The organism is Modestobacter altitudinis, assembly GCF_005930475.1.
Lineage (GTDB): Bacteria > Actinomycetota > Actinomycetes > Mycobacteriales > Geodermatophilaceae > Modestobacter > Modestobacter altitudinis.
The window spans coordinates 22,417-46,099 of record NZ_SJEW01000037.1 but is presented as its reverse complement, the minus strand read 5'-3'; the positions used below and the strand labels follow the sequence as shown (position 1 = coordinate 46,099).

Sequence of the window (23,683 nt, the reverse complement as noted above, 5' to 3'; positions counted from 1 at the left end):
CGCCGGCCCCTGTTCCGTCGCGGGGTCCGCGGACCGGACGACCACCGAGCCGACGTCGGCGGCGCGGTCCGCGCAGACCGCCTCGGCACCGCGCACCCAGCCGACCGCGCCGGCCCCGATCACCCTGGTCCCGGCCGCCGCTCCGCACGACCCCCCGGCCCCCGCACCGTTGCCCGTCCCGGCTCCGGCCGCGCCCGCCACGCCCGTGCCGCCGTCGCCCACGTCGCCCACGGGCGCCAACTGGTCGCCGCTCGGCGCCCTGTACGCCACGCTGCCCACGCTGCCGGGGCAGCCGGCACTGGCGGACGTCGTCGTCTCGACCGCTCCGCTCCGCACGCTCCAGGACGGCCTGCTGCCCGAGCCGTCGTCCTCCCCCGACTAGGGGTCCTCCCGCAGCTGCGGTTGACCGGTCTGCGCCGTCCCGGCGCGTGTCCGCCCAGCCCGGCTGCTCTCCCGTGTTCCCGGCCGCCCACGGCCGCGACACGCAGCGAGTGAGAGACCTGCCGATGACCGGCCGACCCCTCCAGCCCCTCGGGCGCTGACCAGGGACACGGCCTGGCGGTGGCGCCACGGGGGCCACCGCCTGATCGGTCGGGGCCCCGGCCACGGGGCGGGGCCCCGACCACAGACCGCCGGGGTCATTCTCGGGGGCGGATCCCGGCTCCCCCCGCCCGCCCGGGTGTCGATCGGCACCCGGGCGGGCACCTGGTCGCGGTGAGCACCTTGACGCTGCACGCCACCGGACCGGTCGCCCCGGCCGAGGCATGGGACCGCTACCTCCACCCGGCCCGCTGGTCGAGCTGGGCACCGCAGATCCTCGGCGTCGTCACCGACGCGGAGCAGATCGCCCAGGGCGTCACCGGCCGGGTGCGCGGCCCGCTCGGGGTGACCGTGCCGTTCGTGGTCGACGAGGTGGACGACGCTTCGCGGCGGTGGCGGTGGACCGTCCAGGTCGGGCCGGCCCGCATGTCGCTGCTGCACTGGGTGACGTCCGGGCCCGACGGCGGAACGACGACGGGGCTGCGGGTGCGCGGCCCGCTCCCGCTGGCCGCCGGGTACGCGCCCGCCGCGTTGGTCGCCCTGCACGGCCTGGTCCGCACATGACGACCGTCCTGCCTCACCGTGCGTGCTCCAGGCTCACCGCACACCGTGAGCCAGGAGCACGCATGATCAGGTGACCTGATCCCGGGGGAGCCGGGCGTCTCGTACGGTGCGTCCATGAGCGTCACGCACCAGGTGACCAACCAGGTCCCGCCGCTGGTCGGGCACGACCCGATCGGCGGGGACGCTGCGCTGTCCGAGGCCTGCCTCCGGCACGCCGACGCGGCCGCGCTGGCCTCGCTGGCCGGGCTGGGCGCCCTGGCCGGCAGCGCGCAGGCCCAGGAGTGGGGCCGGCTGGCCAACGAGAACCCGCCCCGGCTGCGCACCCACGACCGGTACGGGCACCGGGTCGACGAGGTCGAGTTCCACCCCGCCTGGCACGAGCTCATGGGCACCGCGATCGGCCACGGGCTGGCCGGCGCTCCCTGGGCGGATCAGGCGGCCGGCGACCGGCACGCCCACGTCCGTCGCGCGGTCGGCTACCTCGGCTGGACGCAGGTCGAGATGGGGCACGGCTGCCCGGTGACGATGACCTACGCCGTCGTCCCCGCACTGCGCCGCACGCCGGACCTCGCCGAGGCGCTGGAGCCGGCGCTGACCAGCCGGGACTACCAGTTCGGGCTCGCCGATCCGCAGACCAAGCGCGGGCTGGTGGCCGGCATGGGGATGACCGAGAAGCAGGGTGGCTCCGACGTCCGGGCCAACACGACGACGGCGACGGCCAACGGGGACGGCAGCTGGTCGCTGACCGGGCACAAGTGGTTCACCTCCGCCCCGATGAGCGACCTGTTCCTGGTGCTGGCGCAGACCGGCGAGGGGGTCTCCTGCTTCCTGGTCCCCCGGGTGCTGCCCGGCGGCGAGCGCAACGCCTTCGCGCTGCAGCGGTTGAAGGACAAGCTGGGTGACCGGTCCAACGCCTCCAGCGAGGTCGAGTTCGACGGGACGACGGGCTGGCTGGTCGGCGAGCCCGGCCGGGGCGTGCCGGCGATCATCGAGATGGTCGCCACCACCCGGCTGGACTGTGTGCTCGGGTCGGCGGCCACGGTGCGCGCAGCGCTGACCCAGGCGGTGCACCACGCCCGGCACCGGCGGGCCTTCGGTGCCCTGCTGGCCGAGCAGCCGCTGATGCAGAACGTGCTCGCCGACCTGGCGCTGGAGAGCGAGGCGGCCACCGCGCTGGCGGTCCGGCTGGCCGCGGCGCAGGACGCGGGGGAGCGGGACTACCTGCGGCTGGCCGGCGCGGTCGCCAAGTTCTGGGTCTGCAAGCGCGCCCCGGTCGCGGTCGCCGAGGCGCTGGAGGTGCTCGGCGGCAACGGCTACGTCGAGGAGTCGGGGATGCCCCGGCTCTACCGGCAGGCGCCGCTGAACTCCATCTGGGAGGGCTCGGGCAACGTCATCGCCCTCGACGTGCTCCGCGCGCTGGGTGCCGGGTCCTCGTCGCTGGCCGCGGTGACCGCCGACCTGGACGCCGCGCGCGGCGCGGACGCCCGGTACGACGCCGCTGTGCACCGGCTGGCCACCGAGCTCGCCGACCGGGAGCAGCTCCCGCTGCGGGCGCGCCGGATCGCCGGTCAGCTCGCGCTCTGCCTGCAGGCCGCGTTGCTGCTGCAGCACGCCCCGACCGCCGTCGCCGACGCCTTCTGCGCCACCCGGCTGGGCGGGGACTGGGGCGCGGTCCTGGGCACCCTCCCACCGGGCGCACCGGTGGCCGAGCTGGTCGATCGTGCCGCCGTCGTCCCGGCCTGAGGCGCCGGTGGGCGAGCAGCGGCGGCGTCGGCGGGCGACCAGTCCCACGGTGACACCCGTCGACCGGCACACTGACCCGGTGACCGAGACCTACGCCGTCGACACCGCCTCGGCCGACGGGTACGACGCGGACGGCGTCCGTCCGGCGCTCGACCTGCTGGTGTGGGACGCGCCCAACATCGACATGACCCTGGCGAACGTGATCGGGGCACGGCCCACCGCGGCGTCCCGGCCGCGTTTCGACGCGATCGCCGCCTGGTTCGTCGACGGCGCCGAGGACCCGGGTGCGCCGGTGCAGCCGGAGGTCGAGGCCTGCGTCTTCGCCAACGTGCCGCCGCAGCACGCCACCTCGCTGCAGCGGTGGGTGGAGGCGCTGCGCAGCTTCGGCTACGCCGTCTTCGCCCGGCCCAAGCTGCAGCCCGACGACGACATCGACCAGTCGATGCTCGACCACATCAGCGTCCGGACGCACAGCCACGAGCTGCGCCGGCTGGTGGTCTTCTCCGGCGACGGCCGCAACTTCGCCGAGCCACTGGAGGACCTCGCCCGGTCCGGCACCGAGGTCGTCGTCGTCGCCTTCAGCGAGGTGGCCGGCTACGCCATCACCTCGGAGCTCCTGCAGTTCGTCGACATCGAGGACGTGCCGGGCGCCTTCGCCGTCCCGCTCGACCGCGTCCGGCTCGACGCGCTGCCGGTGGACGGCGCCTGGCTGCGGCCGACCAAGAGCCTGCGGGACGCCGCCGGCGCCTTCACCGCGCGCCGCAGCTGAGGGAGGCTCCCTGCCCTGTCGGCAGGGGGCCCCTGCTCCTGCTACCTGCGGGCGAGCCGCCGGACGCCGGAGGTGTACGGCAGCGAGTAGTGCGCGAAGACGGCGGGCTCGTCCTCCACGCTGAGCTCGCCGTCGGTGTCGATCGACGGGGCGTCCTTCGTCAGGTCCTTGCTCACGGTGACCCGGATGGCGTCGGGCGTCACGGTGGCGTTGGTGAGCGGGACGAAGGTCAGCTTGTGGCGGCCGATGATGCCGGTGGTGACCGCGGCGAAGAACGGCAGGTCGGTCGTCGTGTCCACGTACACCGACTCCAGCGTTCCGATCTTGCTCCCGTCGGGGTCTATGACGTTCTTGGTGCGCCAGTCACGGATGTTCTCGGCCGGGAACACGGGTCCTCCTCGGGTCACGGGCAATCGTTCCTGCATGCCCGGCGATCGGCCCGCTGAACCGTTGACCAGCGGAATCGGGTGTCTCCGGGGGGTGTTGTACCGGGTGTTCGTCAACGCGAGGAGGACCCGTGAAGGGTGACCGTGTCGAGGTCGTCGTCGACGCCGGCGGCAGCAGCCGCACCTACGAGATCGAGGCCACTCGGGCCGGCCGCCGGGTGGAGACCACGCACGGGCGCGGGCTCGTCGAGGTCACCGAGGTGACCCGCGGCGGCACGCCGGTGCGCACCGCCCGGTTCATGGCCGGCCGGGTGCTGGCGCTCGTCGAGCACCCGGCCCCGCGCCGGGTCGAGGACGACGAGCCGGCGGGCGCCGACGTCCGGCCGGTCCGCGCCGCCTGAGGAAACACCCCCTGCCCCCCACGACTCGCACGCTCGCCGTAGGCCCCTGCAGGGGGCCGGCTGAAGCCTGCAACGAGTTGGTCGTGATGGTGGGGTTGCAGGGGGCGGGGAAGAGCACCTGGGTCGCCGAGCACCTGGCGGGGACGCACGTGGTCGTCAGCAAGGACCACTGGCCGAACGCGCGGCACCGGGAGGCCCGGCAGCGCCGGGTGGTCGCCCAGCTGCTCGCCGAGGGTGCCAGCGTGGTCGTGGACAACACCGACCCCTCACCGGCCGAGCGGGCGGCGCTGGTCGAGCTCGCCGTCGCCGCGGGCGTCCCGGTGCGGGCGGTGTTCCTCGACGTCCCGCTGGAGACCTGCCGGCGGCGCAACGACGCCCGTACCGGGCGCGCCCGGGTCCCGGACGTCGGCCTGTTCAGCACCGCGGCGCGGTTGGTCCCGCCGTCCACCGTCGAGGGCTTCACCGACGTCCAGGTGGTGGCGGGCTGACCTGCTAGGCCGCCGGGCCCGAGGAGGACCGGGGCCGCGGCAGCGCCTCGGCCGACATCTGGCCGGACGGGAGCCGGGCCCAGACGTGCTTGCGACCGGGCTCGTTGCACCAGCCGTAGTCGATGGACAGCTGGGCGACCATCGGCAGCCCCATGCCGCCGTACGCGGGGTCGCGGTCGACCGCGGGCTGCGGAGGCGAGTCGGGCGCGCCGTCGGTGAGCACGATCAGCCAGCCGGCGGGCAGCGCGACGATCAACGCCACGACCGAGCCGCCACCGTGCCGCAGGGCGTTGGAGGACAGCTCCTCGAACACCAGCAGCAGGCCCTCGCGGGCGTCCTCCGTCGACCGGGAGGCCAGAGACGGGTGCGCCAGCCGGGCTCGCAGGTCCATCCGTACCCGGGAGGCGTCGTGCACGGTGGGCAGCTCCCACCGCCAGACGTCGCCGTCCTCGGTCGGGACCGCGGCAGACGGCCAGACCAGTGCACCCACAGTCAGCCCCTCCCGTCGGCGGTTGCTCCGCCCGGCACCATGGTGGACGACGGCGTCTCGGACCGCAGCACGGGGGGTCCGGCACGCCGTGTCCGGGTCAGCCCGGAGGCGCGCTCCCCGGTCAGACCCCGGCCGGCGTGCCTGCCCCGTCCCCGTAGGCGACCAGCCGGCTGACCAGGAACTCCACTGCGGCGGGGCCGTCCACGCCCTCGGCGACCTCGACGGCCGCAGGCGCCGCCGACACGGTGCGCCGGTCGACCAGCGTCTGGCCGCGTGCGGCGCTCGCCCCGGTGTCCACGACGACGTCGCGGCGCACGGTGTGCAGCGTGCCCGGTGCGATCGCCTCGGTGAGCGCCAGCGCGTCGTGCACGACGACGCCGTCGGTGCCGTAGCTGCTCCGCGCGTGGTCCAGGTACTGCCGCAGGATCGCCGCGGCCTGGGAGCCGACCCCGCCGGCCGCGGCGAACCGGGCGATGCCGGCCTCGGTCAGGACGGTGGGCAGCGTGACGTCCAGGCCCACCATCACCGTGGGGAGACCGGCGCGGAACACCACCGCGGCCGCCTCCGGATCGGCCCACACGTTGAACTCCGCCGCCGCGGTCACGTTGCCGCCGCGGCTCGCGGACCCGCCCATCACGACCAGCCGGCCGATCCGGGCGGCGGCGTCGGGGTAGACGGCGAGCAGCAGCGCGAGATTGGTCAGCGGGCCGATCGCCGCGACGGTGACCGGCTCCTCGCTGGCCAGCAGGAGGTCGGCCAGGGCGACCACGGCGGGTCGCGGGTCCACCGACGCCGGCGACGGGGGCAGGACGACGCCGCCCAGCCCGGCGGCACCGTGGACGTGCCCGGCCCGCTCCGCCTGCGGGACCACCAGCGAGGTGGCGGCGCCGACCGCGACCGGCACGTCGGAGCGGCCCGCCAGGTGCAGCACCCGGAGCGCGTTCTCCGTCGTCTGCGCCAGGTCGACGTTGCCGTGCACCGTCGTGACCAGGCGCAGGTCCACCTCCGGGCTGGCCAGCGCCAGCAGGATCGCCAGGGCGTCGTCGATGCCGGGGTCCGTGTCGATCACGAGGGGGGTCACAGCCACGGCGACATCCCATCAGACGTACGCGACACGCCGGTGCGTCGCCCCGGCCGCCGAGGTCATCGACCGCCGGATCGGCCGGTGACCTGGACTTTCGTCGACGACGGTCGACAAGTGCCCGCCTCGGCGGCGGGGTCGTCGACCGCCCCGAGGGGGTCGCACAACGGTTCGGTCACGCGGCCGGACCGGGTCGCCCCGGGACGGGGTCCACCGGCGTCGCCGTCCGTAGGTTCTTCCTTGCCCGCGGTCCCTTCCCCGACCGCGGCAACTACTCCCCGGAAGGCGGCACCCCATGGCTGTGCAGACCGCACCGGGCTCCCGCACCGCCGTGCTCGCCGCCGGACCCGCCGGTGCCCCTGGGCTGTTCGGCACCGGACCCACCCAGCCGGCCGAGCGGTACGCCACCGCCGACCTCGCGGTCGGGCCGTCCGTCGGGCTCGCGACGGCGGTGCCCGGCGACGGACCCGGCGGCCCGCCGGCCCACGGGACGCCGGTCCGCTCCCGCTGGCAGCGGGTGAGCAGGCGCCTGGCGACCTGGGGTGCCGGCGCCGACGGGGCGCACCTGAGCTGGCGGGGCACGCCGCTGCGCGTCCACCGGCTGGGCGACGGGACGACCCGGGCGACCACCCCGGCCGTGGCGGTGGCACCCGTGCCGGCCGCCGCGCCCCCCGTGCTCCCCGCGCCCCCGCGTCCGGCGGCGGTGGACCACGACCTCGAGGCGGCCATCGAGTTCGCCACCGACTTCTCCGTGGACCTGCTGCGCACCCCGGTCCGGCTCGCCCCTCCCGCGCCACGGGGAACCGCACCGGTGCGGTCGCTGCTGGCCGGGCTGCGCGGGCTGGCCCGGCAGGCGGCCACCTGGGGGAGCGGCACGCACGGCGCGCGGCTGAGCTGGGACCGGCCGGTCCCGCCGCCGCTGTACAGCCTGGTCCTGGCGCCGCTCCCCGACCTCCGGCACAGAGCCCCGGACGACGACGACCCCGCGCCGCTGCGTGAGCTGCCCGGCACGCCCACCGCGCCGCCGCCCCGCCGGCACTCGTGGCAGCGCGCGCACCGCCGTCCTGTCCTTAGGCTGGCTACGTGTTCACCACGCGTCCGGAACTGGCCGGCACCTTCGGGATGGTCGCCTCGACCCACTGGCTCGCCAGCGCGGCAGGCATGGCGACCCTCGAGGCCGGCGGCAACGCCTTCGATGCCGCGGTCGCTGCGGGTCTCACCCTGCAGGTCGTCGAACCGCACCTCAACGGCCCCGGTGGGGAGGTCCCGGTCCTCTTCGCCCGGAGCCCGCGGGCAGCCACCGGCGCGGGGGAGCCCGTCGTCCTGTCCGGTCAGGGGGTCGCCCCCGCGGGCGCCACGATCGAGGCCTACAGCCAACTGGGCCTCGACCTGGTCCCGGGCACCGGGCTCCTCGCCGCCACCGTGCCAGGCGCCCTCGGCGCGTGGCTGACCCTCCTCCGCGACCACGGCACCCTGCCGCTGGACGCCGTCCTCCGCTTCGCCATCGAGTACGCCGAGCACGGCCACCCGCTCCTCCCGCGGGTCGCCGCGACCGTCGCCTCGGTCTCCGAGCACTTCCGTTCCCACTGGCCTACCTCGGCCGCCACCTGGCTCGCCCCCGACGGAGCACCCCCCACCGCCGGCCGCCTGTTCCGCAACCCGGTCCTCGCCTCGACCTACCGCCGACTGCTCGACGCAGCGCGCGGTCCCTCCCGAGAGGCACAGATCGACGCGGCACTCGCGGCTTGGTACACGGGGTTCGTCGCCGAGGCGATCGACGAGTTCTCCCGGTCCGCTGTCATGGACGACTCCGGTCGTCCGCACAGCGGGTTCCTCACCGGAGCAGATCTCGCCGGCTGGCGCCCGACGTACGAGCCGCCGGTCACCCTCGACTGGCGTGGGTGGACGCTCGCGAAGGCCGGGCCGTGGTCCCAGGGCCCGGCGCTGCTCCAGGCGCTCGCGATGGTGGACGGCCACCCGGCGGCAGGTGCCGGGGCCGGGTACGCATCGGGCACCGACGGTCAGCCCCGCGTCAGCCCGGACCTGGTCCACGCCAGCGTGGAGGCGGTGAAGCTGGCCATGGCCGATCGCGAGGCCTGGTACGGCGACACGGCAGAGGCACCGGTGGACGACCTCCTGTCCGCCACCTACACCGAGCAACGGCGGGCGCTCATCAGCGACCGGGCCAGCACCGAACTGCGGCCCGGCTCGCCCGGCGGGCGCCCGCCCAGGCTCCCGGCCTTCGTCACCGAGACGTCTGCCGGCGCCCGCCCGTCGGCGGGCACCATCGCCGGGGTCGGCGAGCCCACCGTCGACACGCGCGGCACGACCCGGGGCGACACCTGCCACGTCGACGTCGTCGACCGCTGGGGCAACATCGTCTCGGCCACCCCGTCCGGTGGCTGGCTGCAGAGCTCGCCGACCATCCCCTCGCTGGGCTTCGCGCTCGGCACCCGGGCGCAGATGTTCTGGCTGGAGCCGGGGCTGCCCAACTCACTGCTGCCGGGCAAGCGCCCGCGCACCACGCTGACGCCGTCGCTGGCCCTGCGCGGAGGGGTCCCGACCCTCGCGTTCGGCACCCCGGGCGGTGACCAGCAGGAGCAGTGGCAGCTGTGCTTCTGGCTGGCCCACGTGCTCGGTGGCCTGGACCTGCAGGCCGCGATCGACGCACCGGCCTGGCACACCACCAGCTTCCCGTCGTCGTTCTTCCCGCGGGACATGACCCCCGGCGAGGTCGTCGTCGAGTCGCGGCTCGGGGAGCCGGCCATCGCCGAGCTCCGGCGCCGCGGGCACACCGTCACCGTCGCCGACGGCTGGTCGCTGGGGCGGTTGTCGGCGGTGTCCGTCGACCCGGAGACCGGTGTCCTCCGTGCGGCGGCGAACCCCCGGGGCATGCAGGGGTACGCCGTCGGGCGCTGAGGGCAGGGCCGGGCCCACCAGGCATGATCGGTGGCGGGCGGGGACGTCTGCCCCGGGCGAGGAGGGGAGCGGGGTAGATGTCACCGCTGGACGCCGAGCGGCTCGCCGCCGCCCGCCGGGTCGCCGCGTCGGCGGTCGGCTCCCCCGGCCTGCAGCGGCTGGCCGACCTCGCCGCGCGGCTGCTGGGCGCACCCTCGGCCGGCATCGCCGTGATGGGCGAGGTGCAGACGATGGCCGGCGGCTCCGGGCCGCAGGTGTGGACCGTCGGCACCGAGCTCCCCCCGGCGGAGACGCTCAGCGGGCTGGTCGCCACCTCCGGCGCGCCGCTCGTGGTGCCGGACGCACGGGACGACCCGCGGCTGGCCGAGCTGCCCGCCGTCCGGTCGGGGACGGCCGTCGCCTACCTCGGCGTCCCGCTGACCGACCCGGTGCGCCACCACGTCGTCGGGGTGCTGGCCGTCTTCGACCCGGCGCCGCGGGCCTGGACCGAGGCCGACGTCGCCCTGCTGTCGCAGCTGGCCGCGCCGGCGGCCAGCGAGCTGGAGCTCGCCGCCCTGACCGCCGATTTCGAGGCGAACCGGCTGCGCTGGGGGCTGGCGATCGACGCGGCCGGCATCGGCAGCTTCGACTGGGACCTGGTCACCGGCCGGCTGACCTGGGACGACCGGATGCTGGAGGTCTTCGGGTACGACCAGGAGGGCTTCACCGGGGACATCGAGGCGTTCACCGACCGGCTGCACCCCGAGGATGCCGCCCGGGTGCAGGAGGCGATCCAGACCGCCGTCGACGGGTGCGGGGTCTTCGAGGCCGAGTACCGCGTGCGGCACCCCGACGGCGCGGTCCGCTGGGTGCAGGCCCGCGGCCGGGCCCTGCCGGACGAGCGGGGCGTCGCGGTGCGGCTGCTGGGCGCCGGCTACGACACCACCGAGCAGCGGCTGGCCGATGCGCGGGTGGCCCGGGTGCTGGAGTCGATGCCGGCGGCGTTCTTCTCCCTGGACCGGCAGTGGACCTTCACCCACGCCAACGTCGAGGCGGAGCGGCTGCTGGGGCTCGGCCGGGAGGAGCTGCTGGGTGGGGTGGTCTGGGACCTGTTCCCCGCCGCGGTCGGCAGCGACTTCGACCGGCAGTACCGCGCGGCCATGGACTCCGGCCGGCCGACGGCGTTCGAGGCGTACTACCCGCCGCCGCTGGACAGCTGGTACGAGGTCCGCGCCTGGCCGAGCCCCGAGGGCCTGTCGGTGTACTTCCTCGACATCACCGAGCGGCGGCGCCGGGAGGAGCAGTCGCGGCGGGACGCCCGGCGGCTCGCCTTGATCGCCCGGGTTTCGGACACGTTGTCCGCCGCGCTGGTCGACCGGCGCGGCGGCACCGGAGCCCTGCAGGAGCTGCTGCACGCGGTGGTGCCCGAGCTGGCGGACTGGGCGATCGCCAGCCTCGTCGGCGCGGACGGCCGGCTGCACGACGTGGCCAGCTGGCACGCCGACCCGGAGCTGCGGCCGGTCGCCGCGGAGTACGCCCGCGTCCGGCTGGGCGCGCTCAACTCCACCGCCCCGATCGTCGACGCCCTGGCGACCGGCGAGGTGACGGTCGTGCCCGACGTCTGGGCGGCGGTGGGCGCGCACCTGCCGCCCGGTCCGGCCCGCGACACCCACCAGCAGCTGGACCCGGCGACGGCGGTGGCCATCGCGCTGGTCGCCCGCGGCCGGGTGCTCGGCGCCATGAGCCTGTACCGCGGGCGGGACCGGGACCTGATGGACGCCGCCGACCGGGCCACCCTGCGGGACGTGGCCGACCGCGCCGCGCTGGCGTTGGACAGTGCCGCCCTGCACGAGCAGGAGCGCCGGATGGCCGAGGAGCTGCAGCGCAGCCTGCTCACCGCGCCGCCGGAGCCCGACCACTCCCAGATCGCCGTGCGGTACGTCCCGGCGGTGCAGGCCGCGCAGGTCGGCGGCGACTGGTACGACGCCTTCCTGCAGCCCGGCGGCGCCACCGTGGTGGCGATCGGGGACGTCGTGGGGCACGACACGGTGGCGGCCGCGGCGATGGGCCAGCTGCGCAGCCTGCTCCGCGGGATCGCCTACAGCAGCCGGGGCGGTCCGGCGGCCGTGCTGAGCGACCTGGACCGGGCGATCGAGGGGCTGCAGGTGCACACCCTGGCCACCGCGGCCGTGGCCCGGTTGGAGCAGGAGCCGGTGGACCGCGCCCGCGGCGAGGCCCGGCTGCGCTGGTCGAGCGCCGGGCACCCGCCGCTGCTGGTGCTGCTCCCCGACGGCCGGGTGGAGGTCCTCGCCACGGAGCGGGCCGACCTGATGCTCGGCGTCGACCCGCTGGCGGTCCGGCGCGAGCAGGTCGCCGTGCTCCCCATCGGGTCGACGGTGCTGCTGTACACCGACGGTCTGGTCGAGGGACCGGACCTGCCCCTCGACGACGGCGTGGCGCGGCTGACGACGCTGCTCGGGGAGCTGGGTGGCCTCGAGCTCGACGAGCTCTGCGACCAGGTGCTGGTGCGGATGCGCCCGCACGGCTCGGAGGACGACGTCGCGCTGGTCGCCGTCCGGCTGCACCCGGAGGACCGACCGCGCCCGGCCGAGGCCGGCCCGGAGGTCACGCCCCGCACCCCCTGAGGGCGCTCAGCGGCGGGGGAGCAGCGCCCAGACGCTCTTCTGGCCCTCGGTCAGGTGCCAGCCGTGGTCCTCGGCCATCTCCGCGATCAGGTACAGCCCGAGCCCGCCCTGGCTGGGGTCCCGGCCGACGGCGGGCTGCGGCGGGCGCTGCGCGGCGGAGTCCCGCACCTCCACCAGCCAGGCGTCCGGCGTCCGCTGCACCCGGGCGCGGACCCCGCCGCCACCGTGCCGGAGGGCGTTGGAGGCCATCTCGTCGAAGGCGAGGACGACGGCCTCGTCGAGGTCGGTCGCCTCGTCGGTGCCGCTGGACTCCTCGGCCAGGCCGCGGCGCAGCTGGGCGCGGACGCGGGGCAGCTCGGAGACGTGCTCGAGGGCCCAGTGCCAGCCGTCGGCGGCCGGCGGCGGTGGCGACGAGGGCCACGCCGGACCGGCCGACTCGCCCGTCACCCGCACTCCTCGCGACCTGGCCGCTGCATGCTCAGCGGCGAACCCCAGTACTGGCCCCCGCGGCCGGCCGTCAAACCCGGGGCGGGACGTGACCCGCACCTCATCCTGCCCCGACGCGGTCAGCGGGCACCAGCCGCACCCGCCGTCCTAGGGTGCGCAGCGATGGAGGAGACGGAACTGCTGCGCGCCACCGGCCTCGAGGTCGGCTACGGCGGAGAGCCGGTGTGCGCCCCGGTCACCCTCACGGTCGCTGCCGGGACGGCGGTGGCGCTGGTCGGTCCCAACGGCGCCGGCAAGTCCACCGTGCTGCAGACGATGGTCGGCCTGCTGCCGCCGCTGGCCGGGTCGGTGTCCTTCGCCGGCCGGCCCGTCGACGAGCGGGAGGCGCACTTCCGCCGGGCCGTGGCCGGCGTGCTGGACGACGACGCGTTCTTCCCCTCCCTCACCGGCGAGGAGCACCTGCTGCTCACCGCGCGGGGCCACGGGGTGGTGGGTGCCGAGCAGGTGGTGGCCGACCAGCTCGCCGCCTTCGGGCTGACCGAGCGGGCCGGTGCGCTGCCCTCCCAGCTCTCCTCCGGGCAGCGGCGCCGGCTGGCGCTGGCCGGCGTGCTGGTGCGCCCGGCCCGGCTGCTCGTGCTGGACGAACCCGAGCGCCGGCTGGACACCGCGATGCGGCGCAGCCTCGCCGACCGGCTCGCGGCGCTGGTGGACGCCGGCGTCGCCGTGCTCTTCGCCAGCCACGACCCTGCCTTCATCGGGGCGCTGGCCGACCGCGTGCTGGTGATCGGGGACGACGAGTGCCCGGTCGTCGCCCCCGGTGACGCGCTGGCCGCGCTGCAGGAGGGCTGAACCGTGCTGGCCGCGGCGCCGCTGGCGACCCGGGCCGGGGACGAGTGGAGCGGCGCGGCGGTGCGCCGGTTCACCCGCCGGGCCACCGCCGCCCGCGCCGACACCTCGTGGCTGACCCGCGCCGGTGACCTGCTCTCCGGCCTGACCTCGGCCGGCGTCGCCGTCGCGCTGTGTGGCGGCACCGTCGCCCGGCTGCGCGAGCAGATCGCCGCCCGGCCCGCCGCGGACTCCGCGGTGCTGCCCGGCTCGCTCACCGCCGCGGCGGTCGCGCTGGCCCTGGCGGCCGCCCTCGTCGCGCTCCTCGCCCGGCTCGGCCCGGTGAGCGCCACCCCGGCGGCCGCCGCCTGGTGGCTGTCGCTGCCGGCCGGGCGGCGCGGGCTGCTGCGCGGCGAGCTGCGCCGGGTCGCGCTGCTCGCCGGTGCGACCGCGGCGGCGGTCGGCGTCCCGGTGGCCCTGACCCTGGCCCGCACGCTGACCGGGGTGCTCGTCGGGGTCGGCGCCGGGGCGCTGCTGGCGGTCGCGGCGGTCGGGGCGCTGGTCCTGCGGCAGGCCGCCGGCCGCACGCGCCGGGTGCCCGCCGTGGCCGGGGTGGTCACCGTGGCCGCGCTGGCCGGACCGGCCGCGGTCGGCTGCCTGCTCGCGGGAGCCGGCGGGCGGCTCTCCGCCGGGGGGCCGGGAACGGTGCCGGAGCCGGTCGGGCTGGTCCTGGTCGGGCTGCTGGCCGTCGTCGCCGTCCTGGGCCTGGGGCTCGCCGACCGGCGGCTGGACCGGCTGCCGGCCGGGGCGCTGCGGGCCTCCGGGGAGACGGTGCAGTACGCCACCGCGTCGGTGCTCTCGCTGGACACCCGGGAGCTCGGCCGGGCGCTGCGGACGGCGGTGCGCCGGCCGCGGCGCCGGCGCTCCTGGGGCTGGGTGCACCGCCCCTGGCAGGCGGTCGTCGCCGGTGACCTGGCGGTGCTCGGCCGCTCCCCGGTGCGCTGGGGCCAGCTGCTGGCCGGTGGGGCGCTGCCGGTGCTGGCCGCCCGCACGGAGGGGCTGGCCGAGCTGCCGGCGCTGGTCGCGGTCGCCGTCGTCCTGGGCTGGGGGAGCGCGGCGGTCGCGCTGGGGGAGCCCAGCCGGCGGGCGGCCGCCGCCCCGGCCGCCGACCGGTCGCTGCCGATGGCGGCCTCCGAGGTGGTCCGGGTCCGGGTGCTGGTGCCGGTCGTCGTCCTGGCCGTGGTCTGCGGCCTCTCCGCGCTGCTGGTCGGCCAGGGGACCGGCGTCCCGCTGGGCTGGCTGGCGCTGGGCGCCGCGGCGGCGCCGGCCTGGGCGGGTGCCGCGGTGCGGGCCGGCTACCGACCGGATCTCGACTGGTCCGGCCCGGTGCTGTCCTCCCCGATGGGCGCGGTGCCGGTCGGGGTGAGCGCGACCCTGGTCCGGGGCCCGGACGTCGGGGTGCTGGGGACCGCCCCGGTGGCGCTCGCGCTGCTGCTGGGCACCGTGCCGCCGGTGCTGGTCGCGGTGCAGCTGGGCTGGTCGGTCGCGCTGGCCGCCTTCGCCGTCCTCACCGCCCAGCCACCGGACTGAGGGGGGCCATGTTGGCCAACATGGCCCCCCGGGGGGTCAGGAGAAGACCGGGTGCCAGGCGCCGGTGAGCACGCTGGCGGTCACCGCGACCGCGCACAGCGCCACCGCAGCCGCGACGAACCACCCGTCCAGCGGGCGCAGCACCGAGCCGCGGGCGTTGCTGCGGGCGACGCCGGAGTCGAAGCCGCGGGCGTCCATCGCGGTGGCCAGCCGGGTCGCCCGCCGCAGCGCACCGACGAGCAGGGTGAACGCCGTCCCGGCCAGCAGCCGGGCCCCGGCGACCGGGTTCCGGCCGGCGTCCACGCCGCGGGCCCGGCGGGCCAGCCGGATGGACTCCCACTCGGTGGCCAGCAGCGGCACCAGCCGGAGCGCGGCCAGCGCGCCGTAGCCGAACCGGGTGGAGACCCGCCAGTGCAGGGTCAGCGCGTCGGCCAGCCGCACCGGGTCGGTGGAGGCGACCAGCAGCACCCCGGGCAGGGCCAGGGCGATCACCCGGACTCCCCAGGTGGCGCCGCTCTGCCAGGCCGCCGCGCCCTCCAGCGAGCCGAAGGCGACGTTGACCCAGGTGATCCCGGCCGCGCTGAGCAGCAGCGGCCAGGTGCGCCGGGCGACGTCGGCCGGCCGGGTCAGCCCGGCGGCGGGCAGCAGCGCCAGCTCGGCGGCCAGCACCACCAGCGGGGTCACCAGGTCACCGCAGATCAGCAGCACGGCGGTGACGACGACGATGCCGGTGAGCTGGGCGACCGGGTTGACCGCCGACAGCGGCACCGGGCGGGCCGGGCCGAGGGACAGCGGTGCGCTCACCCGACGCCCACCGGGCGGCCGAGGGTGAGCACGTCGTCGGCGAGCGCGGCGACCACCGCGGCGTCGTGGGTGACCAGGCACAGCGCCCGCTCGTCGTCCTGCTGCTCGGCCAGCAGCGCCACCAGCTCCGCCCAGGTCTCCCGGTCCTGGCCGAAGGTGGGCTCGTCGAGGACCAGCACCCGCGGCCGGGTGGCCAGCGCGGTCGCGACCGAGAGCCGCCGCTGCTGGCCGCCGGACAGGGTGAAGGGGTTGGCGTCGGCCAGCGGGGCGAGCCCGAGCCGGTCCAGCAGCGCCTCGGCCGCGGCGTGCGCCTCGGCGGCCCCCGCGCCGGACCGCAACGGCCCCAGGGAGAGCTCGTCGCGGACCCGGCCGGTGAGGAACTGGTGCTCGGGCTGCTGGAAGACGGTGCCGATCCGGCGGGCCAGCTCACCGGCCCGCCACCGGGCCGGCGGCCGGTCCGGGTACCGCAGCCCCGCGATCAGCGCGGGTCCGGCGACGACCTCGCCGACGGTGGGGGCGCGGAGCCCGGCCAGCAGCAGGGCCAGCGTGGACTTGCCGGTGCCGTTGGGCCCGGTGACGGCCAGCGTCCGGCCGGCGCGCAGCACGACGTCGGTCGGGGCCACTGCGGGGCGGTCGCTGCCCCGGTGCGTGTAGCCGGCGCCCACGCCGGCCAGCAGCTGCTCACCGGGCGGGTGCGGCTGCCGCTCCGGCAGCCGCAGCGGAGCCGGTCGCCAGCCCGCCGGGTGCCCGACGGCGCCGCCGCCGGGCAGCAGCTCCACCACCCGGTCCACCAGCGGCAGCCACGCCTCGACGTCGTGGTCGACCACCACCAGGGTGGCGGACCGGCCGGCGACCGCGCGGACGACGGCCGCCCGGACCAGTGCCGCGCCCTCCGGGTCGAGCTGGGCGGTGGGCTCGTCGAGCAGCAGCAGTCCCGGGCGGGGAGCCAGCGCGCCGGCGAGCACCAGCCGCTGCTTCTGGCCGCCGGACAGCGCCGCGGTCGCCCGGTCGCGGCCGAGGGGAAAGCCGACCGCGTCCAGGGCGGTGTCCACCGCGGGCCAGATGAGCTCCGGCGGCGTCCCGGTGTTCTCCAGGCCGAACGCGACGTCGTCGCCGGCGCGGGTCATCACCAGCTGCGAGTCCGGGTCCTGGAAGACCATGCCGACCCGCTGCCGCCGGCGGTCGGGGACGGCACCGTCGACGGTCAGCTCGCCGGCGACGTCCCCCGACTCGGGTTCCAGCAGCCCGCCCAGCGCCCGGAGCAGCGTGGACTTGCCTGCCCCGGACGCCCCGGTGAGCAGCACCCGCTCGCCGGGGAGGACGACGAGGTCGACGTCCCGCACCGCCCAGGCCCGCCGGGAGGCGTGCCGGAAGCCCCAGCCGGCGAGCCGGACCGTCGCCGGTCCGCCGCCGGCGCTCACACGCGGGTGCGGCCGGAGGCGAACGAGGACAGTGCGCCGCTGGCGGCCAGCGCGCGGGTGAGCGCCATGCCGCCGGCACCCGCGACGGCGACCGTGCTGGCGACCACCAGCAGCAGGTAGGTCGTCTTCCAGCCGCCGGTCCAGTCCGGGTAGTAGTTGACGAAGTCCAGGACGGCGGCGGCGGTCCCGGCGAGGGCGGCGGCCAGCAGGGCCTGCAGCCAGCCGAAGCGCTTGTAGCGGAACAGCGCGAAGCCCAGCTCGGCGGCGGCGCCCTGGAGCAGGCCGTAGAGGATGACCAGTGAGCCGAAGTGCGAGCCGAGCAGCGCCTCGACGGTGGCGCCGATCAGCTCACCGAACAGCGCCGCGCCCGGCTTGCGGACGATCAGCGGGATGACGACCGCGGCCAGCAGCCAGACGCCGTAGAGCACGGCCTGGCCGGGCGGGAACGCCGCGAACGCGGGGCCGGCGGCGCTGGAGACCAGCGACCACGCCCAGAAGACGACGCCGAAGGCGACGCCCAGCACGGCGGTGACGATGATGTCGACGGTGCGCCACCGCGGCGTCGCCGGGGCAGCATCGGACGGACGGACGGCCTGAGCGGCCATGGTGCTCCTCCAGACTCCCTGCGCCGGCATGACCCGGATCAGGTTCGAGGGTCTGCGGTTGCCCGCACTCTCAGCGCCGAGGCGCTCCCCTGTCGTGTGTTGCCGCCGAGGGTAACCCCTGCGGGACGTCGGGACGACCGGTCGCTGGCACCCGGCGGGCGGGCGCGCGTCCGGTGTGCTGTGTACTGGTGAGTAGCAGGAGGTGTGCGCAGCGGGGGAGGACCCCCACGCGGCCTGCCGACCAACTCGACGAGGAGATGCAGTGGCACAGCAGCGGACGGCGATCATCACCGGAGCAGCACGGGGCATCGGCGCGGCCATCGCCCGGCGGTTCGCCCAGGACGGGATGCAGGTCGCCGTGCTCGACCTGGACGAGGCGGCCTGCAAGGGCACCGTCGAGGAGATCCAGCGGTCCGGGGGAGAGGCGCTCGCGGTGGGCGCCGACGTCGCCGACGAGGCCTCGGTGGCCGCGGCGGTGGAGCGGGTCGCACAGGAGCTCGGCGCGCCGACCGTGCTGGTCAACAACGCCGGCATCACCCGGGACAACCTGCTGTTCAAGATGAGCGTCTCGGACTGGGACGCGGTCATGGGCGTGCACCTGCGCGGCGCCTTCCTGATGACCAAGGCCGCCCAGGCGCACATGGTGCAGGCCGAGTTCGGCCGGATCGTGAACCTCTCCAGCGTCTCGGCGCTGGGCAACCGCGGCCAGGTCAACTACTCCGCGGCCAAGGCCGGCATGCAGGGCTTCACCAAGACCCTGGCCATCGAGCTGGGCCGCTGGAACATCACCGCCAACGCGATCGCGCCGGGCTTCATCGAGACCGAGATGACCGCGCAGACCGCCGAGCGGGTGGGCGTGCCGTTCGAGCAGTTCAAGGAGATGGCCGCCAAGCAGATCCCGGTCGCCCGGGTCGGCCAGCCCGCGGACATCGCGCACACCGCGTCGTTCCTGTGCAGCGAGGGCGCCGGGTTCGTCTCCGGTCAGGTCATCTACGTCGCCGGCGGTCCCCGGGACTGAGGAAGGACCCCCTCGCCCCCCGACCCTCGCTCCGCTCGGGCCGGGTCCCTGCGAGGGGGCCGTTCCAGCACGTCACGTGTCTCCGCGGCGGCTCGGGCCGCCGTGGAGGCCGCGGCGGGCCAGTGCGGCGGTGAGCGCCGTCCAGGCCCGCACCGGCACCACCCGCGCGAGCTTCATCGCGACCGCCATCGGGAGCGGGAAGACGATCTCGGCCTTGTCCCGGGCGATGCCGTCGGCGATCGTCCGGGCGGCTGCCTCCGGCTCGACCAGGAACGGCATCGGGAACCGGTTCCGGTCGGTCATCGGGGTCCGCACGAAGCCCGGTGACACCGTCTGGACGACGATGCCGCGCGGCCCCAGCGACCCGCGCAGCGCCTCCAGCAGGTTGAGCAGCGCCGCCTTGCCGGCTCCGTAGGCCTCCGAGCCGGGCAGCCCGCGGTAGCCGGCGACCGATGCCGTCCCGACGACCCGGCCGCGGCCCTCGGCCAGCATCTGCGGCACCACCGCCTCCAGCGTGTGCACCGCGCCCATCACGTTGACCTGCAGGTGGTCGGCGAACAGCTGGGAGTCCCACGGTTCCACGTGGAACTGCGACCAGGTGCCCGCGTTGAGCACCGCGACGTCCAGCCCGCCGAGTGCCTCCCGCACGCTCTGACCTGCGGCGACGGTCGCCGCCCGGTCGGTGACGTCGACCGGGACGACGACCATCCGGCCCCCGGCGACCTCGGCCAGGACGTCGGCGCTGCGGGCGCTGATCGCCACCCGGGCGCCCCGGTCGGCCAGCTCGCGCGCCAGCGCCGCGCCGATCCCGGTCGAGGCTCCGGTGACCCAGATGCGTGCGCCGGAGATCTCCATGCGGCACAGCCTGGATGATGGGCACGTGGCAGCACGCAAGGGGGCGAAGCGGGCGACGCCGGCACCGCGGCTCGGCAGGGGCGAGTTCGTGGCCTGGCCGGGCGGCCCGACGGCCGTCTACGACCTGCTGGAGCGGCTCGCCGCCGTGGCCGGGGACTCGCCGGACGCCGGCACCCACGGGATCAGCCTGGACCGCACCCGGCTCGTCGTCCGCTGGTTCGGGGAGCTCCCGGAGGCGGCGCAGGCCGTCCTGCGGGACGCCGGCGGGGTCGAGGTGACCGTGCAGCAGACCGAGTTCCGACCGGGCGACCTGGCCACCGAGGCCGACCGGCTCGTCGCCGAGCACCCGGCCGTCGTCGCCTCGGCGACCCCGCGGCCGGAGGGCGACGGCATCGAGGTGCTGGTGCCGCCCGCGGTGGCCGAGACCGCAGGCGGCGCGCAGCCCGCGCTGGCCGGCGTACCGAGCGCCTTTCCCCTGTTCGCGGAGGTGGGGGAGCCCCCACTGAGCAGCTGATCCGACCGTTGAGGTCTGCCCCACCAGGGGGCAGACCTCGACTGCGCGGGCTGCCTCAGCCGGCGGCGCCGCTGAGCGCTGCTCCGGCGGCGGGCACGGCGGTCCGCCCGGACGCCGAGGCGAACCCCAGCCAGGTGTGCCGGTTGCCGGCCCAGCACCAGCCGACCTTCGGGGCACCGCGGTGTTCCCTGCCGTCGCGTCCGGTCCCGTTGCTCAGCCACAGCGCCGGCGTGCGGGTGTCCAGCCGGCCGTCCGGCTTCCGCAGCCGCGACCCGATGGTCATGAAGCAGCGGTTGCGCTCCAGGGCGGCGGGCTGCTGGAGCAGCCAGTGCAGGCCCTCGGTGAGCGTCAGCGGGCTGCGGCCCCGTCCGGTGATCGCCGGCAGTGCCTCGTCCGGGCTCCAGTTGGCCAGCTCGTCGCCGCGCTCCAGCCCGTGCACCACGGCGACCGGCCCGGCGGGCAGGTCGACCTGATCGATCGGGGCGAAGGCGTCGACGTCGGTCATGTCGACCACCACGAAGCCCCGCCTGCCCTCGCGCTCGACGAGCGGGGCCAGCCGGGAGGCCGGCGCCCGGTCGGGGTGGAGGACGAGCAGCGCGCCGTCGCCCGGGCCGGCAGCGATCGCGGCGTCGCACAGCTCCGCCGCGGTGAGCCCGGCGAGTTCGTGCAGCCCGAGGGCGATCAGCCGGTCGGCCTGGTCGGTCAGTGGGGGCAGCGGCAGCACGGGGGACCTCCACGGCGGGGAGCGGGCGGTCAGGCGTCAACGAGGTGCCCGCCCCCGGGGTTCCCGGCCGCCGGGCCCGTCGCCCGAGGCACGCCTCGGGCGACGAAACCCGGTCGATCGGGGGGTCAGCCGGCGGCCGGCGCGGGCCCGTAGGTCAGGTGCGCGACCCCGTTGCTGAGGCCCTCGGCGCCCAGCAGGGACAGCGTCTGCGGCGTGCCCTCGGGGAACAGCCGGATGCCCGTGCCCACGGCCAGCGGGTAGACGAACAGGTGCAGCTCGTCGACCAGGCCGTCGGCGAGCAGGGCGCGCACCAGCGTGGCGCTGCCGCTGACGTACAGGTCGCCGTCCACCTCGTCCTTGAGCGCCCGGATCCGGTCGGCCGAGTAGCCGCCGAGCGCCGTCGAGTTGCGCCACACGGACTCGGCGTCGGTGAGCGTCGAGCTGACCACGTACTTGGTGGTGTCGTTGAAGAACGGCGCGCCGGGGTCCTCGGCGACGGTCCGGGTCGACCAGGCCGGCGCGAACATCTCGAAGGTGGTGCGGCCCAGCAGGATCCCGGAGGAGGAGCCGGTGAGCCTTCCGATGGTCGCGGACAGGTCGTCGGGGAACCCGTAGTCCACCGTCCACATCGGGACGTCGACGACGCCGTCGACGGTGGTGAACTCGTGGACCTTGATCGCGCCCATGTGCAGTGCTCCTCAGCGTCGGTACCGGCCGGTGCCGGTGGTGTCGTAGCAGAGACCACGGACGGATCAGTTTCTCATCGGTCAGCCGAGGAAGGTGCTCACCAGCAGATAGCCGTTGAGCCCGATGATCAGCGCGGCGACCACCGAACCGGTCAGTGTGGTGATCCGCCGGTTGACCCAGCCGCCCATCAGGTCCCTGCGGGAGGTCAGCCAGAGCAGCGGCACGAGGGCGAACGGGATGCCGAAGCAGAGCACCACCTGCGACCAGACCAGCGCTGTCGTCGGGTCGCCACCCAGGCCGAGCACCAGCAGCGCCGGCGCCAGGGTGACCAGCCGGCGGACCAGCACGGGGATGTGCTTGCGCAGGAACCCGGCCATCACCACCTGGCCGGCGTGCGTGCCGACCGAGGACGCCGCGAACCCCGACGCCAGCAGGGCCAGCGCGAAGGCCAGGGCAGCCCCACCGCCGAGCTGGGCGCCGAGGCCGGCGTGCACGCTCTCCAGCGAGGTGATCGACGCGTCCCCGGTGAACAGCTGGGCGGCGATCACCAGCATGGCGGCGTTGACCAGGCCGGCCAGGCCCATCGCCAGCAGCACGTCGAGCCGCTGGGCGCGCAGCAGCCGCCCGCGACCGGCCCGGGTGCGGCCGGCGGTGACCGCGTCGCCGTAGCGTCCCGGGGTGAGCGCGGAGTGCACGTAGATGACGTGCGGCATGACCGTGGCGCCCAGGATGCCGGTGGCCAGCAGCAGGCTGTCGGTGCCGGCGAAGGTCGGCACCATGCCCGACGCCACCTCGCCGGCGTCGACCCCGGAGCCCACCAGCGTGTAGGCGAACCCGCCGCCGATCACCAGCAGCAGCCCGGTGATCACCCGCTCGAAGGGCCGGTGTCCCCGCGACTGGGCGGCCAGCAGGACGAACGCGACGACAGCGGTGATGACGCCGCCGATCGGCAGCGGCACGCCGAACAGCAGGTACAGCGCGACCGCGCCACCGACGATCTCCGCCAGGTCGGTGGCGATCGCGACCGCCTCGGCCTGCGCCCACAGCCCCCACACGACCGGCTTGGGCAGCCGCTCGCGGCAGCAGGTGGCCAGGTCGCGCCCGGTGGCCAGCCCGAGCTTGGCGGTGAGCGACTGGATGAGCATCGCCATCAGGTTCGCCGCGACGATCACCCACAGCAGCGTGTAGCCGAAGGAGGCGCCGCCGGAGAAGTTGGTCGCGAAGTTGCCCGGGTCGACGTAGGCCACCGCGGCCACGAACGCCGGCCCCAGCAGCGGCCACAGCCGCCGCTTCACCTGCGGCTCGGCCGGGCGGGGCAGCGTGCGGGGGAGCGTGCTGGTGAGGACGGCGGCCTCGGTCTTGGACAGGTACACGGTGACCTCGCGGGGCGTGGGCAGGAGCGGTCGTCCTCTTCCTGCCCGGGCCGAACGGGCCGCCGGGGCCGACCTGTGGCCCCCGGGGGTCAGGTCAGCCTCACCTGCCCCCGGGGCCGGCGGTCACGCCGCGACGATCAGCCCGCTGGTGGCCGTCCGGGCCCGGCCGAGCCGCTGCTCGACGTCGGTCCAGTTGACGACGTTCCACCAGGCCTTCACGTAGTCGGCCTTCACGTTCTGGTAGTCCAGGTAGAACGAGTGCTCCCACATGTCGAGCAGGAGCAGTGGCACCAAGCCTGCCGCCAGGTTGCCCTGGTGGTCGTAGAACTGGTTGATCAGCAGCTTCTGGCCGACGGAGTCCCAGGTCAGCGCCGCCCAGCCGGAGCCCTGGACGCCGAGCGCGGTGGCGGTGAGGTGGGCCTGGAAGCCGTCGAACCCGCCGAACTGGTCCTCGATCGCCGCGGCGATCTCACCGGCGGGCCGGCCGGCGCCGTCGGGGGTCATGTTGGGCCAGAACACCGAGTGGTTGACGTGCCCGGCCAGGTTGAAGGCCAGGTTCTTCTCCTGCTGGTTGACCGTGTCGAAGTTCCCCGAGGCCCGCGCCTCGGCGAGCTTCTCCAGCGCGGTGTTCGCGCCGGTCACGTACGTCTGGTGGTGCTTGTCGTGGTGCAGCTCCATGATCCGGCCGCTGATGTGCGGCTCGAGGGCGCTGTAGTCGTAGGGCAGGTCGGGCAGGACGTACTCGGGCACGGGGTCTCCTCCGTCGCAGCGTGCGGACGGTGTGGTCATCCCCGGCTCCGGCGTCCTCCCCGTGC

24 protein-coding genes and 1 riboswitch are annotated in these 23,683 nt (G+C 76.0%); of the genes, 12 read left to right on the top strand and 12 right to left on the bottom strand.

Going from position 1 to position 23,683, the window contains the following annotated elements:
• From FHL79_RS25140 to FHL79_RS14685, 4 genes are all read left to right on the top strand, one after another.
• Positions 1-382: hypothetical protein (locus tag FHL79_RS25140; protein ID WP_218938477.1), on the top strand; the 382-nt coding region annotated here is incomplete at its 5' end.
• 332 nt (positions 383-714) lie between these two features.
• Positions 715-1,104 carry an SRPBCC family protein gene (locus tag FHL79_RS14695; protein WP_138759331.1) on the top strand — a complete coding sequence of 130 codons (390 nt, stop codon included), beginning with the start codon at positions 715-717 and terminating at the stop codon, positions 1,102-1,104.
• 114 nt (positions 1,105-1,218) lie between these two features.
• The gene (locus FHL79_RS14690) at positions 1,219-2,847 is read left to right on the top strand and encodes an acyl-CoA dehydrogenase family protein (protein ID WP_138759330.1); all 1,629 of its coding nucleotides are present in this window, start codon (positions 1,219-1,221) and stop codon (positions 2,845-2,847) included.
• Positions 2,848-2,926: 79 nt separating this feature from the next.
• Positions 2,927-3,616, top strand: coding sequence for an NYN domain-containing protein (locus tag FHL79_RS14685; protein ID WP_138759329.1), 690 nt, complete (start codon positions 2,927-2,929; stop codon positions 3,614-3,616).
• A 41-nt stretch (positions 3,617-3,657) separates the two neighbouring features.
• On the opposite strand, the gene FHL79_RS14680 is transcribed toward FHL79_RS14685, so the two are convergent.
• On the bottom strand, positions 3,658-4,005 hold the full coding sequence (locus FHL79_RS14680; RefSeq protein ID WP_138759328.1) for a PRC-barrel domain-containing protein: 348 nt from the start codon (positions 4,003-4,005) through the stop codon (positions 3,658-3,660).
• Between the two features lie 128 nt (positions 4,006-4,133).
• On the opposite strand from FHL79_RS14680, the gene FHL79_RS14675 reads away from it, so the two are divergent.
• Positions 4,134-4,403: a DUF8836 family protein gene (locus tag FHL79_RS14675; RefSeq protein WP_138759327.1), complete on the top strand. Its 270-nt coding sequence runs from the start codon at positions 4,134-4,136 to the stop codon at positions 4,401-4,403.
• 86 nt (positions 4,404-4,489) lie between these two features.
• Positions 4,490-4,891 carry an ATP-binding protein gene (locus tag FHL79_RS14670; protein WP_138759326.1) on the top strand — a complete coding sequence of 134 codons (402 nt, stop codon included), beginning with the start codon at positions 4,490-4,492 and terminating at the stop codon, positions 4,889-4,891.
• A gap of 4 nt (positions 4,892-4,895) precedes the next feature.
• On the opposite strand, the gene FHL79_RS14665 is transcribed toward FHL79_RS14670, so the two are convergent.
• A complete protein-coding gene (locus FHL79_RS14665) occupies positions 4,896-5,381 on the bottom strand; it encodes an ATP-binding protein (protein WP_138759325.1) in 486 nt (161 codons plus the stop codon).
• Between the two features lie 121 nt (positions 5,382-5,502).
• Positions 5,503-6,468 carry a nucleoside hydrolase gene (locus tag FHL79_RS14660; RefSeq protein WP_138759324.1) on the bottom strand — a complete coding sequence of 322 codons (966 nt, stop codon included), beginning with the start codon at positions 6,466-6,468 and terminating at the stop codon, positions 5,503-5,505.
• A 1,077-nt stretch (positions 6,469-7,545) separates the two neighbouring features.
• Between FHL79_RS14660 and FHL79_RS14655 the strand changes: the two genes are divergently transcribed.
• Together FHL79_RS14655 and FHL79_RS14650 are read left to right on the top strand one after the other, a co-directional pair.
• Positions 7,546-9,381, top strand: coding sequence for a gamma-glutamyltransferase family protein (locus tag FHL79_RS14655; protein WP_138759323.1), 1,836 nt, complete (start codon positions 7,546-7,548; stop codon positions 9,379-9,381).
• Between the two features lie 77 nt (positions 9,382-9,458).
• Positions 9,459-12,005, top strand: coding sequence for a SpoIIE family protein phosphatase (locus tag FHL79_RS14650; RefSeq protein WP_138759322.1), 2,547 nt, complete (start codon positions 9,459-9,461; stop codon positions 12,003-12,005).
• A 6-nt stretch (positions 12,006-12,011) separates the two neighbouring features.
• Here FHL79_RS14650 and FHL79_RS14645 read toward each other — a convergent pair whose 3' ends face one another.
• Complete coding sequence (locus FHL79_RS14645) at positions 12,012-12,452, bottom strand: ATP-binding protein (protein WP_138759321.1); 441 nt, start codon at positions 12,450-12,452, stop codon at positions 12,012-12,014.
• A 162-nt stretch (positions 12,453-12,614) separates the two neighbouring features.
• Between FHL79_RS14645 and FHL79_RS14640 the strand changes: the two genes are divergently transcribed.
• Positions 12,615-13,301, top strand: a complete 687-nt coding sequence (locus FHL79_RS14640; protein WP_138759320.1) for an ABC transporter ATP-binding protein — start codon at positions 12,615-12,617, stop codon at positions 13,299-13,301.
• Positions 13,302-13,304: 3 nt separating this feature from the next.
• A complete protein-coding gene (locus tag FHL79_RS25135) occupies positions 13,305-14,867 on the top strand; it encodes a DUF6297 family protein (RefSeq protein ID WP_171058169.1) in 1,563 nt (520 codons plus the stop codon).
• A 36-nt stretch (positions 14,868-14,903) separates the two neighbouring features.
• Here FHL79_RS25135 and FHL79_RS14630 read toward each other — a convergent pair whose 3' ends face one another.
• The 3 genes from FHL79_RS14630 to FHL79_RS14620 all read right to left on the bottom strand — a co-directional run bounded on the left by FHL79_RS14630 (position 14,904) and on the right by FHL79_RS14620 (position 17,697).
• Positions 14,904-15,671 carry an energy-coupling factor transporter transmembrane component T family protein gene (locus tag FHL79_RS14630; RefSeq protein ID WP_218938476.1) on the bottom strand — a complete coding sequence of 256 codons (768 nt, stop codon included), beginning with the start codon at positions 15,669-15,671 and terminating at the stop codon, positions 14,904-14,906.
• A complete protein-coding gene (locus tag FHL79_RS14625) occupies positions 15,668-17,092 on the bottom strand; it encodes an ABC transporter ATP-binding protein (RefSeq protein ID WP_246080800.1) in 1,425 nt (474 codons plus the stop codon). Before FHL79_RS14625 ends, FHL79_RS14630 begins: the two co-directional genes overlap by 4 nt.
• Positions 17,089-17,697 (bottom strand): ECF transporter S component, encoded by a 609-nt coding sequence (locus tag FHL79_RS14620; RefSeq protein WP_138759319.1) that lies wholly within the window; start codon positions 17,695-17,697, stop codon positions 17,089-17,091. The genes FHL79_RS14625 and FHL79_RS14620 overlap by 4 nt, the downstream gene beginning before the upstream one ends.
• Positions 17,696-17,798, bottom strand: a riboswitch (TPP riboswitch). Its footprint overlaps the gene before it by 2 nt.
• Before the next feature lie 161 nt (positions 17,799-17,959).
• Here FHL79_RS14620 and fabG point away from each other — a divergent pair.
• Positions 17,960-18,715, top strand: a complete 756-nt coding sequence (gene fabG, locus FHL79_RS14615) for a 3-oxoacyl-ACP reductase FabG (protein ID WP_138759318.1) — start codon at positions 17,960-17,962, stop codon at positions 18,713-18,715.
• Between the two features lie 72 nt (positions 18,716-18,787).
• Here fabG and FHL79_RS14610 read toward each other — a convergent pair whose 3' ends face one another.
• Positions 18,788-19,570 carry an SDR family NAD(P)-dependent oxidoreductase gene (locus FHL79_RS14610; RefSeq protein ID WP_138759317.1) on the bottom strand — a complete coding sequence of 261 codons (783 nt, stop codon included), beginning with the start codon at positions 19,568-19,570 and terminating at the stop codon, positions 18,788-18,790.
• A 25-nt stretch (positions 19,571-19,595) separates the two neighbouring features.
• Between FHL79_RS14610 and FHL79_RS14605 the strand changes: the two genes are divergently transcribed.
• Positions 19,596-20,084 carry a hypothetical protein gene (locus FHL79_RS14605; RefSeq protein ID WP_138759316.1) on the top strand — a complete coding sequence of 163 codons (489 nt, stop codon included), beginning with the start codon at positions 19,596-19,598 and terminating at the stop codon, positions 20,082-20,084.
• Between the two features lie 55 nt (positions 20,085-20,139).
• Here the strand turns inward: FHL79_RS14605 and FHL79_RS14600 are convergent, their stop codons facing one another.
• From FHL79_RS14600 to FHL79_RS14585, 4 genes are all read right to left on the bottom strand, one after another.
• Complete coding sequence (locus FHL79_RS14600; protein WP_138759315.1) at positions 20,140-20,808, bottom strand: DUF5701 family protein; 669 nt, start codon at positions 20,806-20,808, stop codon at positions 20,140-20,142.
• 125 nt (positions 20,809-20,933) lie between these two features.
• Complete coding sequence (locus tag FHL79_RS14595) at positions 20,934-21,494, bottom strand: dihydrofolate reductase family protein (RefSeq protein WP_138759314.1); 561 nt, start codon at positions 21,492-21,494, stop codon at positions 20,934-20,936.
• 81 nt (positions 21,495-21,575) lie between these two features.
• Complete coding sequence (locus tag FHL79_RS14590) at positions 21,576-22,868, bottom strand: Nramp family divalent metal transporter (RefSeq protein ID WP_138759313.1); 1,293 nt, start codon at positions 22,866-22,868, stop codon at positions 21,576-21,578.
• 123 nt (positions 22,869-22,991) lie between these two features.
• Entirely contained in the window at positions 22,992-23,618 is a 627-nt protein-coding gene (locus FHL79_RS14585) for a superoxide dismutase (RefSeq protein WP_138759312.1), read from the bottom strand.
• Positions 23,619-23,683 lie beyond the last annotated feature (65 nt).

Bases quoted from the DNA above. Each gene is read 5' to 3' on its own strand.
- FHL79_RS14690 (WP_138759330.1), top strand. From the start codon at position 1,219: ATGAGCGTCACGCACCAGGTGACCAACCAGGTCCCGCCGCTGGTCGGG.
- FHL79_RS14670 (WP_138759326.1), top strand. From the start codon at position 4,490: ATGGTGGGGTTGCAGGGGGCGGGGAAGAGCACCTGGGTCGCCGAGCAC.
- FHL79_RS14650 (WP_138759322.1), top strand. From the start codon at position 9,459: ATGTCACCGCTGGACGCCGAGCGGCTCGCCGCCGCCCGCCGGGTCGCC.
- FHL79_RS14640 (WP_138759320.1), top strand. From the start codon at position 12,615: ATGGAGGAGACGGAACTGCTGCGCGCCACCGGCCTCGAGGTCGGCTAC.
- FHL79_RS14620 (WP_138759319.1), bottom strand. From the start codon at position 17,697: ATGGCCGCTCAGGCCGTCCGTCCGTCCGATGCTGCCCCGGCGACGCCG.
- FHL79_RS14610 (WP_138759317.1), bottom strand. From the start codon at position 19,570: ATGGAGATCTCCGGCGCACGCATCTGGGTCACCGGAGCCTCGACCGGG.
- FHL79_RS14595 (WP_138759314.1), bottom strand. From the start codon at position 21,494: ATGGGCGCGATCAAGGTCCACGAGTTCACCACCGTCGACGGCGTCGTC.